Below are 13065 nucleotides of genomic sequence, written 5' to 3'. Positions count from 1 at the left end.
CTTATTTTATTGACCGTTTGAGGGTCCGTCAGCATGGCTGAGAGGGCATCGGCACATGCCTGGCCGGGGTAGTGGGTACCAAGACCCACAATCGGGATTGACGGAAACTCGCCGCACCCGGACGGCCCAATGCGCCATGGGTGCGCCATGGCTCGCCATGGGTCCGCCACCCGGCTAGGCAATGGTGTCATTTACACACCTCAGCACCGGGCGGGTCCCCAGTGCCCCCGGGTCCTCGATCACCGCGCCGGTCACCCGGAAGACAGCGCTCTCCCCCGGCAGCAGGGTGACGAGCATCTCGTCCACCTCGGCCGCCGGATCGAGCCGGTCGGGGAAGAGAGCGAGATCCCGCAGCAGTGTGCGGGCGGTCACCTCGACACGGTATGCGGACGCGTCGCCGTCACTCCGGGTGATCGTCACGTCGTAGCGGGCGGGCGGCAGAGCCAGCCGGGTGTCCTCCTCGTAGAACTCGACTGTCCGCACCTCGCCCAGCCGCGCCACCAGTAGCTCCCGCGTCCGGTCCGCCGGCTCCGCGACGGACGGCGGCAGGGTGAGCCGGGTGACCTGGCGCGGGGCCGTGCTCACCCTCAGCTCCTCCTCCGCCAGCACGGTGCCGTCCAGAGCGTGCCGGGTCAGGCACAGCGTGCCCGCCCAGGGCCGGTCAGCGTCGTTGACCAGGTGCAGCGCGCCGTCACGCACGACCAGCAGCCGGTCCGCGTACACGGCACGAAGCGCGTACCAGAGGGGCTTGCGGCGGCCGTCGCCGTCGACCGCGGCCCAGGAGACGACCGGCCAGCAGTCGTTGAGCTGCCAGACCACGGTGCCCATGCAGTACGGGGTGTGCGAGCGGAAGTGGCGGATACCGAAGGCGACCGCGCGGGCCTGGTTGAGCTGGGTGAGCCAGTGCCAGTCGTCGAAGGACCCGCCCGGCTGCGGCAGGTGGTCGCCGAGGCCGCGGAGCAGTTTGGCGTTGCCGTCCTCGGCCTTCTGGTGGTGGGTGAGCAGCGGGGCGCCGGGCGTGAGAGGGCCGCTGACGGCGCGCCGCAGGGTGGCGTGGGCGGGCGGGCCCTGGAAACCGAATTCGGCGACGAAGCGGGGGACACGGTCCGCGTAGGCGCGGTAGTCGGCCCGGTTCCAGACGTCCCAGATGTGGATCGTGCCGCGGGCCGGGTCCTGGGGGTGCAGTTCCGGCGAGCCGGAGTAGGGCGAGCCGGGCCAGTACGGGCGGGTGGGATCGGTCTCGGCGCAGATCGCGGGCAGCAGCTCGTGGTAGTAGCCGTGGCCCCAGGTCCGGTCGCCGAGCTCCTTGCGCCAGCCCCAGTCCGCGTGGCCCTCCAGGTTCTCGTTGTTGCCGCACCACAGGACGAGGGAGGGGTGCGGGGCGAGACGGACCACGTTCTCTCGGGCCTCGGCCGCCACCTCGTCGTACAGCGGCTGCTCCTCCGGGTAGGCGGCGCAGGCGAACGGGAAGTCCTGCCAGACGAGGAGTCCCTTCTCGTCGGCCAGCTCGTAGAAGTCGTCGCTCTCGTAGAGGCCGCCGCCCCAGACCCGGATCAGGTTGACGCCTGCGGCCAGCGCCTGGTCGAGGCGGTCGGAGATCCGCCGCCGGGTGAGGCGCGCCGGGAAGCAGTCGTCGGGGATCCAGTTGACGCCGCGCACGAAGACGGGTTCGCCGTTGACGCCGATCCGGAACGCCTCGCGCTCCAGGGACACGGAGCGGAAGCCCGTCCTGCCGTGCCAGGTGTGGCCGCCGAGGCGGACGGTCACCTCGTACAGGGGCTGCTCGCCGTGGCTGTGCGGCCACCAGGGCTCGGCGTGCGGGACGAGGAGAGTGGTGGTGGCGCTGTCCTGTCCGGCCGGGACGGTGAGCTCGGCCCGTTCGCCGGCCGCCTCCGCGACGGCCTGCAGCGTGCCCGGGTCGCCGCCCCGGTCCACGTCCAGGGTCACGCTCAGCCGGGGCGCCCCGTCGTCCGCGAGGTCGGCCAGCAGCTTCACCGAGGCGATCCGCGGCCCGGTCCACGACTGGAGGGCGACCGGCCGCCAGATGCCGGAGGTGACCAGGGTCGGCCCCCAGTCCCAGCCGAAGTTGCACGCCATCTTGCGGATGAAGGGGTACGGCTCCGTGTATGCGCCCGGCCGGTCGCCGAGCCGTTCGCGCAGCTCCTCGGCGTAGGTGTACGGGGCGGTGAACCGTACGTCGATCGTGTTGGTGCCCTCGACGAGCAGCGGGCGGACGGCGAAGCGGTAGCTGCGGTGCTGGTTGGCGGTGCGGCCGACCTCCGTGCCGTTGAGCAGGACGGTGGCGACGGTGTCGAGCCCGTCGAAGCACAGGTCGGCGTGGTCGTGGCCGTCCTCCGTCCAGTCGAAGGCGGTGCGGTACGTCCAGTCGGTCCGGCCGATCCAGTCCAGGCGGGTCTCGTTGTCGTCCAGGTACGGGTCGTCGATGAGTCCGGCGGCGAGCAGATCGGTGTGGACGCAGCCGGGCACGGTGGCGGGGACGCCTCCTGTGGGGAGCCCGAGGGGCACGGGACCGTCGGCGCCGAGCGTCCAGCCGTCGTGCAGGGGCAGGTGGCGAGGGGTCACGCCGGGGTCCTTCCGCAGTCGGGGAGCTGGGCGCAGGCGACGAAGTGGTCCGGTTCGGTCTCGTACAGATCGCCGTCCCGTGCTCCCGCCTCGTGGAAGGCGCAGGTCTCCACGGGCTCGGGCAGGGTCCACGGGGTGTTGAGCCGGGGCACGGCGGCCAGGAGGGTGCGGGTGTAGGGGTGGAGCGGGTTGCCGAACACCTTCTGGGTGTCGCCGCGCTCGACGATCCTGCCGCGGCGCAGCACCACGGTCCGCTCGGCAAGATAGGTGCCGAGCGAGAGGTCGTGGGTGATGTAGAGGACGCCGAGGCCGCGCTCCTTGAGCCCGGCCAGGAGGTTGAGGACGTCGATGCGGGTGGAGGCGTCGAGCATGCTGGTGATCTCGTCGGCGACCAGGAAACTCAGGTCGAGCAGGAGGGCGCGGGCGATCAGGAGGCGTTGCAGCTGGCCGCCGCTGAGCTGGTGCGGGTAGCGGCCGAGCACCTGTCCGGGGTCCAGGCGCACGTCCCGTACCGCCTGCTCGATGCGGTCGGCCCACTCCTTGTCCGGTACTCCGGGATGGTAGGCGTGACGGACGAGGGCGAAGACACGGTCGGCCTTGAAGACGGGGTTGTAGCAGGAGAAGGGGTCCTGGAAGACGCCCTGGACCCGGCGGTAGAAGTCCTTGCCCGGGCGGACCGCCTTCCCGTCGAGGGTGAGGCGGCCGTCGCTGACCTCGGTGAGGCCGAGGATCATCCGGCCGATGGTGGATTTGCCGCTGCCGCTCTCACCGATGAGCGAGACGACCTCGCCCGGGGCGGCGTCGAAGGAGACCCGGTCGACGGCGGTGACGGAGCCGCCGCCGAAGGCACCGGCCCGGTAGGTCTTGGTGACACGGTCGAGGGTCAGCATCAGGCCGCCTTCCAGCATGCGACGGAGTGACGGGGAGCCACCTCGACGACGGGGGGCTCTTCGGCGCACCGGCCGTCGGCGAGGGGGCAGCGGTCACGGAAGCGGCAGCCGGCCGGTGGGTCGAGCAGGGAGGGCGGAGAGCCCGCGATCCCCTTCAGCGGCTTGTCCGCGTACCGGGCCCCGACCTCCGGGAGCGAGCCGAGCAGCAGTCTGGTGTACGGGTGGCGGGGCTCGGTCGTCAGGACCTGCGTGGGCGCTTTCTCGGCCATCTTCCCCGCGTACATCACCATGATGGAGTCGGCGATGTGCGAGGTCAGTCCGAGATCGTGGGTCACGAAGATCATGCTGGTGACCAGCCCCTTGTCGCGCAGCCCGGTGAGTGCGCCGACGACGGCCCGCTGGGTGGAGACGTCGAGGGCGGAGGTGACCTCGTCGGCGATGAGCACGGCCGGGTCGAGCAGGGTGGAGATCACCATGATGGTGCGCTGCTTCATCCCGCCGGACAGCTCGATGGGGTAGCGGTCCAGGACGTCGTGGTCCAGGCCGACCAGATCCAGGCGGCGGTGAAGTTCGTCGGTGTCGACACCGACGCCGCGTGAGGCGAGGAGTTCGCGGATCATGCGGCCGATGCGCCGGGTCGGGTTGAGGGCGCTCATCGAGTACTGCGGTACGAGCGATATCCGGTGGAAGCGGAAGGCGTTCATGGCACGGTCGTCGGCGATCGGGACGTCGTCGCCGTCGAGGGTCACGGTGCCGCCGGCGTGGCGCATCCGGCCGTCGAGGCGGATGAGGGATTTGCCCAGCGTCGTCTTGCCGCAGCCGGACTCGCCCGCCAGGCCCAGGATCTCCCCGTCGGCCAGGTCGAAACTGACGCCGTCCAGCGCCCGGACCTCGCCCCGCAGGGTGCGGTAGTGGACCCGCAGATCGGTGACGGTCAGGGTCATGTGTTCAGGCCTCCCGCAGCTTCGGGTTGAAGACCTCGTCGAGGCCGACATTGGCGACGTAGAGCGCGCCCACGATCGCGGTGATCCCGGCACCGGGCGGAACGAACCACCACCACATGCCGAGTTGGAGTGCGCTCCACTGCTGGGCGCTCTGCAGCATCAGCCCGAGCGAGACGCCCTCGGTGGGGCCGAGCCCGATGAAGTCCAGTGAGGAGGCGATCAGGATGGAGCCGCCGAAGAGCAGGATGAACATCATGAAGAGGTACGAGCTCATGTTGGGCGCGATCTCGCGGAAGACGATCCGCCAGGTGGAGCACCCGCTGAGCCGGGCCAGGTCGACGAACTCCCGGGTGCGCAGCGAGAAGGTCTGCGCACGGATCGCACGCGCCGCCCACGGCCATGAGGTGAGTCCGATGAACAGTCCCTGTACGGCGACGGACCGCACCCCGAGATAGGCGTTGATGATCAGCAGCACGGCGAGGGCCGGCACGACCAGCACCACGTTGGTGACCATGTTGAGGATCTCGTCGACGACTCCGCCGCGGTAGCCGGCGAGAAATCCGACGAGCATGGCGATGACGGCGGCGATGGCTCCGCCGACGACGCCCACCAGGAAGGTGGCGCGCAGTCCGTGCACGAACTGCGCGTACACGTCCTGACCGAAGGTGGTGGTGCCCATCCAGTACGTCCCGTCCGGCGGTGCGGCCTGTGGTCCCACGTACTCGTTGGGGTCGGCGTTGTCGAGCAGCGGCGGGCCGATGATGCCGACGACCAGGAGCAGCGCGACGACCGTGAATCCGATGAGCAGTTTGGGGTTGCGCAGGGCGTAGTGGAGCGTCTCGCGGGTGGGTTGGGACGCGGCCACGGCGACGGTGTCGGCGGCCGGTTCGGGCACGGTGCTCACGACTGGCCTCCTGCCATGCCGGTTCGGGTGCGGGGGTCGACGACGACGTACACGATGTCGATGAGGAAGTTGGCGATCAGCACTCCGATGACGATGAACAGGAAGGCACCCTGGAGCAGGAAGAAGTCCTGGTTCTGGATCGCAGCCAGGATGAGCGAGCCGAGCCCGGGATAGGCGAAGACGATCTCGGTGACGAGCGCTCCGGCCACCAGGACGCCCAACTGGAGTGCGAGGCCGGTGATCTGGGGCAGCACGGCGTTGCGGAAGGCGTAGCGCCGGATGAGGCGCTGCGGTGCGCCGAGGGCCGACAGATAGGACGAGTAGTCGGACTCCAGCTCGTAAATGATCATGTTGCGCATGCCGATCGCCCAGCCACCGAGCGCGACCAGGAAGAGAGAGAGGAAGGGCAGCACCCAGTGCTGCAGCAGGTCCACGGCGAAGTCGATGCTGTAGCTCGGCTGGATGTTCAGGCTGTAGCCGCCCGAGAGGGGGAACCAGCCGGCCTTGGAGCCCAGCGCCCAGGCGAGGATGACGGCGATCCACATGTACGGCATCGCGGTCAGCAGATATCCGGCCGGGAGCAGTGTGTTGTCGAGGACCTTGCGGCGGGCCGCGAGGGCGCCGGCCCAGTTGCCGACGAACCAGCTGAGCAGGATGGCCGGGATCATCAGACCCAGGGTGTACGGGAGCGCGTCGAGCAGGACGTCGGCGACGGGCTTGGGGAAGACCCAGATGGAAAGCCCGAAGTCGCCCTGCAGGAGGGCGCTCCAGAAGTGCAGATACTGCTGCCAGACCGGCTCGTCGAAGCCGAACAGATCGTTGTAGTAGGAGCGCATCGCCTCGACGGCCTCCGGCTGGGAGACCCGGGCGCGGGCCACCATGGCCGACACCGGGTCACCCGGCATGAAGCGCGGGATCATCCAGTTGACGGTGACGGCGACCACGAAGGTCAGCGCGTAGATCAGGAGTTTTCTGGCGAAGTAGCGGCGCAAGGGGGCTCCCCGGGGAGAGCCCCGCCGTGCGGTCAGCGGCCAGGGCGCGCGCACGGCGGGGCGATCATGGAATCAGAACGGCCGTGTCACTTGGCGGGCTTGAGCTGAGTGAGCGCTTCGAAGCCGCCCATCTCCAGCCAGTTGCGCCACAGGGCGGGGGCGTACTTGGGCGCGCCCGAGGCGTCCGACGGCCAGTTGGTCCAGGTTCCGGTGGTGGACTGCGACCAGAGGCCGTTGTACCAGAGCGGGATGACCGGCATCTCCTTGAGCTGGATGTCCTGGATCTTGGAGATGACCTGCTTCATGCCCTCGGCGTCGTCGGTCTTCACCCCGCCGAGCTGCTGAACCAGCTTCCAGGCTTCCTTGTTCTCGTACCGGCCGAAGTTGACCGTGTTCTGCTGCTTCTGGACCGGCAGCTGGAACATGTACTCGTAGTACGTCCAGGGGGTGTTGGAGAGCTGGCGCTCGTTGTTGATGACGAGGTCGAAATCGCCCTTGCCGCGCTGCTCGTTGAGGGCGTTCTGGTCGGGGAACTCGGTGGTGATCCGGATGCCCGCGGCCTTGCCCGAGGCGGCGATGACCTTCGCGGCCTCCATCCAGTCGGTCCAGCCGGTCGGCACGGCCAGCTTGAGGCTGATCTTCGAGCCGTCCGTGTTCTCCACGAACCCGTCGCCGTCGGTGTCCTTGTACCCGGCGTCGGCGAGGATCTGCTTGGCCTTGCCCGTGTCGTAGGCGAAGCCCTCCTTCGCCACCAGGTCCTGGTCGACGAACTGGTTCCACTGCGGGAGCAGCCCGGTCGGGTCGGCGGGCTTGACCAGCTCCCCGTACACCCCCTTGACGATCTTCCCGACGTCGACGGACGCGGCGAGCGCCTTGCGGAAGGCCGCGTCGTTCATCGGCTTCTTCTTGGTGTTGGGCACCAGCCAGGCGGTGTTGGCGGAGAGCATGTAGGGCGGCTTGTCGTAGTACGAGACGACCTTCTTGCTCTTGATCAGCGAGGAGGCGCCCGGCAGGAAGTTGTTGCTCAGGTCCAGCTGGCCCTGGCCCAGCTGGCCGATGACCACTTCATTGCTGGGGTTGGAGATGTCGACGATGTAGCGGGGCGCCGGCTTCATGCCGAGCGTCTTGACGCCCCACCAGTCGTCGCGCCGCTGCCACACGACACGGTCCTGGGTGTGGCTCTTGAGGGTGTACGCCCCGGTCCCGACCGGCTTGTCGTTGACACCGTCGAGGACTTCCTTGTCGGAGCGCTTGCTCCAGATGTGCTCGGGGACGATCGGGCGACCGTAGAGGGTGAAGTCCCATTCCTGGTACCGGGCCTGCTTGAAGGTGAAGCGGACGGTGGTGGCGTCCACCGCCTCCGCCTTGTCGAGCCAGGTCCACAGGTTGTGGAAGGACGACGCCTCGATCTTGCCGATCCCGTAGGAGTAGGCGACGTCCTGGGCGGTGAGCGGCTTGCCGTCGGACCAGGTGATGCCCGGTCGCAGCTTCAGCTCATAGGTCCTGTCGTCGGTCCAGCTGCCCGACCGGGCCAGCCAGGGCGTCAGCTTGCCCGCCTCGGGGTCGAAGTGGAACAGCGTCTCGTAGACCAGGCCCTTGGTGCCGGTCGCGTGGTCCCAGTCGTGCAGTGGGTTGTAGTTGGCCGGCGGCCCCCACTGCGTACCGGTCGTGTAGAGCGTCTCGTTACGCGGAAGCGCGCCGCCCGAACCGCCGCCGGAGCCGCCCGATCCACCCGACGAGGAGCCGCCTCCCGTGCACGCGGTGGCGGCGAGTCCGATCACGGCGAGCGTGGTCGCGATCCGTCCCCGGAATCCCGTACCCATCATCTCTCCCTTTCCCCGCCATCCCTGCCGAGCGGAGTTACTGAACCGGGTAAGTGCCGTGAAGTTAAAGCCGCCGTGAAGTCGTGTCAAGGGAGCGGGAGCGCTCCCATTCCCTTTGCTTTCAGGCCAGTTGAACGATCATCACCCTTCGTAGGGAGATCACAGGCAGCCTGGTCGGTGATTAGGATGGTCATGGAACAAGAACCGGTTAAGCGAGGTCGCATGCCCAAACACCGCCCTACGATCGCGGACATCGCGCGCCGCGCCGGGGTCTCCAAGGTCGCGGTGTCGTACGCGCTGAACGACCGGCCGGGGGTCTCCCCGGCGACCCGCGCCTCGATCAAGGCCATCGCGCAGGAGATCGGCTGGCGGCCCAACAGCGCCGCCCGCGCCCTCACCCGGGCCCGCGCCGACGCCGTCGGCCTCGCGCTGTGCCGGCCCGCTCGGCTGCTCGGCATGGAGCCGTTCTTCATGGAGCTGATCAGCGGCATCGAGAGCGAGCTCTCCGCGCGCGGCTGCGCCCTGCTGCTCCAGGTCGTCAACGATCCGGCGCAGGAGCTGGAGGTGTACCGCCGCTGGTGGGGCGAGGGCCGGGTGGACGGGGTGTTCCTCGCCGACCTGCGCAGCCCCGACCCGCGGATCGAGGGCGTCGCCGAACTCGGGATGCCGGCCGTGGCGATCGGCCACCCCTCGGCGGCCGGCCCGCTCACTTCCGTATGGTCGGACGACTCAGCAGCGGTGCGCGACACCCTCACGTATCTGACCGCGCTGGGCCACCGGTCCGTCGCCCGGGTGGCGGGGCTCCCCGACCTGACCCACACGCAGCTGCGCGACCGGGCCCAGCGCGAGATCAGCGCCGAACTGGGTCTGGGCGAACCGGTGATCGTCCACACCGACTACTCCGGCGACGACGGGGCACATGCCACGCGGCGGCTGATCAGCTCCGCCGCGCGGCCGACCGCCGTCATCTACGACAACGACATCATGGCCGTGGCCGGTCTCTCGGTCGCCCAGGAGATGGGGCTCGACGTCCCCGGCGACCTCTCCCTGGTCGCCTGGGACGACTCCCAGCTCTCCCGGGTGGTCCGGCCGCCGCTGACTGCGCTGAGCCGGGACATCCCGGCGTACGGAAGTCATGCGGCGCGCACGCTGATGGCGCTGGTCACGGAGGGCAGCGCAGCCGGATTCGAGGACTCCGCCGCCCGCCTCGTCCCGCGCGGCTCCACGGCGCCGCCGCGCTGAGCGCCGGGTGCGGGGCGGCCGGTGCCACGTGCCGGATGTGACGTGCGGGATGTGACAAGCGCGGTACGCCATCGGGGTCGCCGTCATACCGCAGGAGGACGCGCGTACCCCGCCGATGCGACTCAAGAGGGCCTCCGGAACGGGCACCGGGGCTGACGACCGGCGGCGAATCGACGGAGACGATGGAGCGGTGCCTTGCAGAAGGCCCCGTACCTGAACCGAGCCCCGACCCAGGAGTCTCCCGTGACCACCATGTCCACCGCTCACCGCGCCACCGCGGTGGCCGCCCGCGCCACGGAACTGTCGAAGATCTACGGAGAGGGCGAGACCAAGGTGACCGCCCTGGACCGGGTCACCGTGGACTTCCCGCAGGGCGAGTTCACCGCGATCATGGGCCCGTCGGGCTCCGGCAAGTCCACCCTGATGCACTGCGTGGCCGGCCTCGACAGCTTCAGCAGCGGTTCGGTACGGCTCGGCGAGACGGAGCTCGGCTCCCTCAAGGACAAGCAGCTCACCCAGCTGCGCCGGGACAAGATCGGCTTCATCTTCCAGGCGTTCAACCTGCTGCCGACCTTGACCGCACTGGAGAACATCACCCTGCCGATGGACATCGCAGGCCGTAAGCCGGACGCCGAATGGCTGCGCGGGGTGATCGACATGGTAGGTCTGTCCGACCGGCTGAAGCACCGGCCGACCGAACTCTCCGGCGGCCAGCAGCAGCGTGTCGCGGTGGCCCGCGCCCTGGCCTCCCGACCGGAGATCATCTTCGGTGACGAGCCGACCGGGAACCTGGACTCCCGCTCCGGCGCCGAGGTCCTGGGCTTCCTGCGCAACTCGGTGCGCGAGCTGGGCCAGACCGTGGTGATGGTGACGCACGACCCGGTAGCCGCCTCCTACGCGGACCGGGTGATCTTCCTCGCGGACGGGGCGATCGTCGACCAGATGGTGCGTCCCACCGCGGACGGGGTGCTGGACCGGATGAAGGCGTTCGACTCCAAGGGCCGTACCAGCTGAGCACGGACCGCCTCCCCCGATCCCGCTTCCGGAACCCATCCCAGGACTGACAGACATGTTCCGTACCGCCCTGCGCAATGTGCTCGCGCACAAGGCCAGGCTGCTGATGACCGTGCTCGCCGTGATGCTCGGCGTGGCCTTCGTCTCCGGCACCCTGGTCTTCACCGACACCCTCGGCAACGCCTTCCGCAACCAGTCGGCGAAGAGTTACGACGACGTCGCCGTCGCCGTCACCACCCACGCCGACCGGCGCGACGAAAAGACGTCCGGCATCGACGCCGCCACGCTGAAGAAGATCCGGTCCCTGGACGGGGTGGCCGCCGCCACCGGCCGGGTCTCAGGCTTCGCCGGGGTCGCCGACCCGGGCGGCAAGCTGATCGGCAACGGCTGGTCCAACACCGGCGGCAACTTCTCCCCCGGCGCCGACGGCAAGGACGCCTCGTACACCTTCGTCGACGGCACGGGCCCGGTCGGCGACGGCCGGATCGCGCTCGACAAGGAGACCGCGAAGAAGGGCGCGTACGAGGTCGGCGACCGGGTCAGGGTCGCCACGAACGGACCGGTGAAGGAGTACACCCTCTCCGGGATCTTCACCACCGAGGACGGCGCGGTCAACGCGGGCGGCAGCCTGGTCCTCTTCGACACCCCGGTCGCCCAGCAGCTCTATCTGAAGCCCGGCTGGTTCCAGGACATCACCGTCACCGCCGCGGCCGGCGCCTCCGACCAGAAGCTGCTGGACGCGGTGGAGCCGCTGCTGCCCGAGGACGCCACCGCCAGGACCGGCAAGGTCCTCGCCGATGACCAGGCGAAGCAGATCGAGGACGGCCTGGGCAACCTCAACACGATGCTGCTCGCGTTCGCGGCCATCGCCCTGTTCGTCGGCATCTTCCTGATCGCCAACACGTTCACCATGCTGGTCGCCCAGCGCACCAAGGAACTGGCGCTGCTGCGCGCCGTCGGCGCCTCCCGCCGCCAGGTCAAGCGGTCCGTGCTCCTCGAAGCGGCCGTGGTCGGCGCGCTCGCCTCGGTGATCGGCTTCCTGCTCGGTATCGGTCTCGCCGTCGGACTGCGCTCGGCGATGAGCCTGATCGGCGGGAAGATCCCGGCCGGTCCGCTGGTGGTCTCCCCCCTCGCGGTCGGTGCCGCGCTCGGCGTCGGCGTCCTGATCACCGTGCTGGCCGCCTGGCTGCCCGCCCGCCGTGCCGCGAAGATCGCGCCGGTGGCCGCGATGAGCAGTGTCCACGCGGTGGCCACCACCAAGTCGCTGGTCGTGCGGAACTCGATCGGCGGGGTGCTCACCCTGCTCGGTGCGGCCGGGATCGTCGCGGGTGCGGCGGCCGGTTCGGACGGCCGGACGATCATCGGCGCCGGGGCCTTCGTGGCGCTGATCGGTGTCATCGTGCTGATCCCGCTGCTGTCGCGGCCGGTCATCGCGCTGGTGCGGCCGCTGCTGCTGAAGCTGTTCGGCGTCTCGGGCAAGCTGGCTGCGCAGAACGCGGTCCGCAACCCCCGGCGTACCGGAGCAACGGCCTCCGCGCTCGCGATCGGCCTCACCCTGGTCACCGGCATCTCGGTGCTCGGTGTCACGCTCGGCCAGGCCGTCGACCGGATGACGACGGACAACATCAAGGCCGACTACATGATCTCGATGGCGAGCGGCGACTCGCTCGACGAGTCGGCACTCACCGCCCTGGAGAAGTCCGACGCCGTCTCCGCGGTCTCGCCCCAGCAGGCCGCCTCCATCAGGGTCGAGGGCGCCTACCACGCGGCGTCCGGGGTGACGCCGGGCGATGTGCAGAAGGTCTTCTCCGTGAAGACGGTCTCCGGCTCGCTGGATTCGCTCGCCGACGGCGAGATCGCCGTCGGCGACAAGACCGCGAAGTCCAACGGCTGGAAGCCCGGCACCTCGCTCCCGGTGACGTACGACGACGACAAGAAGGGCACCCTGAAGGTCGGCGCGGTCTACGAGGAGAACGAGTTCCTCTCGCCCGTCCTGATGCCGAAGAACATCCTGGACGCGCACCAGAGCCGCCCGGACATCCGCGAGATCTGGCTGAAGACGGACGGCGGCGCGTCGAAGGCCAACGAGCAGGCCGTGGTCGACGCCCTGGGTGACAACCCGGCGATGTCCGTGATGGACCGTCAGGACATCCGGGACATGTTCGGCGGCTTCATCAACACGGCGCTGAACATCATGTACGGGCTGCTGGCGATGGCCCTGATCATCGCGGTGCTCGGGGTCGTCAACACCCTGGCGATGTCGGTCTTCGAGCGTCAGCAGGAGATCGGCATGCTGCGGGCGATCGGTCTGGACCGGCGCAAGGTCAAGCGCATGATCCGGCTGGAGGCCGTGGTCATCTCGGTCTTCGGTGCGGTGATCGGGGTCGCGCTCGGTACGTTCCTCGGGTGGGCGATCGGCCGGACGCTGGCCTCCGCCATCCCGGGCTACGCCCTGGTGATCCCATGGGACCGGATCGCGGTCTTCCTGGTACTGGCAGCGCTGGTGGGCGTGCTGGCCTCGCTCTGGCCGGCCCGTAGCGCCGCGAGGCTGAACATGCTGACGGCGATCAAGACGGAGTAGCGAGTGAGCCGCTGATGGCCGGCCCCTGATACGGAGGGCCGGTACCCGCAAGCTGGAGCTGCGGGTACCGGCCCTCTCTGCACTCGTACGTG

The 13065-nt window shown here is 69.4% G+C and carries 9 protein-coding genes; 3 read left to right on the top strand and 6 right to left on the bottom strand.

Annotated features, from left to right (window positions below; all coding sequences use genetic code 11):
* Positions 1-174: 174 nt before the first annotated feature.
* The 6 genes from OHA03_RS17640 to OHA03_RS17615 all read right to left on the bottom strand — a co-directional run bounded on the left by OHA03_RS17640 (position 175) and on the right by OHA03_RS17615 (position 8136).
* The gene (locus OHA03_RS17640; protein WP_267004801.1) at positions 175-2583 is read right to left on the bottom strand and encodes a glycoside hydrolase family 2 protein; all 2409 of its coding nucleotides are present in this window, start codon (positions 2581-2583) and stop codon (positions 175-177) included.
* Positions 2580-3491: an ATP-binding cassette domain-containing protein gene (locus tag OHA03_RS17635; protein WP_267004800.1), complete on the bottom strand. Its 912-nt coding sequence runs from the start codon at positions 3489-3491 to the stop codon at positions 2580-2582. The genes OHA03_RS17640 and OHA03_RS17635 overlap by 4 nt, the downstream gene beginning before the upstream one ends.
* The gene (locus tag OHA03_RS17630) at positions 3473-4417 is read right to left on the bottom strand and encodes an ABC transporter ATP-binding protein (protein ID WP_267004799.1); all 945 of its coding nucleotides are present in this window, start codon (positions 4415-4417) and stop codon (positions 3473-3475) included. The genes OHA03_RS17635 and OHA03_RS17630 overlap by 19 nt, the downstream gene beginning before the upstream one ends.
* Before the next feature lie 4 nt (positions 4418-4421).
* Positions 4422-5321 carry an ABC transporter permease gene (locus OHA03_RS17625; RefSeq protein WP_267004798.1) on the bottom strand — a complete coding sequence of 300 codons (900 nt, stop codon included), beginning with the start codon at positions 5319-5321 and terminating at the stop codon, positions 4422-4424.
* The gene (locus OHA03_RS17620) at positions 5318-6313 is read right to left on the bottom strand and encodes an ABC transporter permease (protein ID WP_267004797.1); all 996 of its coding nucleotides are present in this window, start codon (positions 6311-6313) and stop codon (positions 5318-5320) included. Before OHA03_RS17620 ends, OHA03_RS17625 begins: the two co-directional genes overlap by 4 nt.
* Positions 6314-6399: 86 nt before the next feature.
* Entirely contained in the window at positions 6400-8136 is a 1737-nt protein-coding gene (locus OHA03_RS17615; protein WP_267004796.1) for an ABC transporter substrate-binding protein, read from the bottom strand.
* 222 nt (positions 8137-8358) lie between these two features.
* Between OHA03_RS17615 and OHA03_RS17610 the strand changes: the two genes are divergently transcribed.
* The 3 genes from OHA03_RS17610 (at position 8359) to OHA03_RS17600 (ending at position 12973) form a co-directional block, all read left to right on the top strand.
* Entirely contained in the window at positions 8359-9378 is a 1020-nt protein-coding gene (locus OHA03_RS17610; RefSeq protein ID WP_267004795.1) for a LacI family DNA-binding transcriptional regulator, read from the top strand.
* 243 nt (positions 9379-9621) lie between these two features.
* A complete protein-coding gene (locus tag OHA03_RS17605; protein WP_267004794.1) occupies positions 9622-10392 on the top strand; it encodes an ABC transporter ATP-binding protein in 771 nt (256 codons plus the stop codon).
* 55 nt (positions 10393-10447) lie between these two features.
* Positions 10448-12973 (top strand): ABC transporter permease, encoded by a 2526-nt coding sequence (locus tag OHA03_RS17600; protein WP_267004793.1) that lies wholly within the window; start codon positions 10448-10450, stop codon positions 12971-12973.
* The last annotated feature ends 92 nt before the right edge of the window (positions 12974-13065 follow it).

It is taken from the genome of Streptomyces sp. NBC_00154, assembly GCF_026342835.1.
Taxonomy (GTDB): Bacteria; Actinomycetota; Actinomycetes; order Streptomycetales; family Streptomycetaceae; genus Streptomyces.
This window is presented reverse-complemented; position numbering and strand designations above follow the sequence as displayed.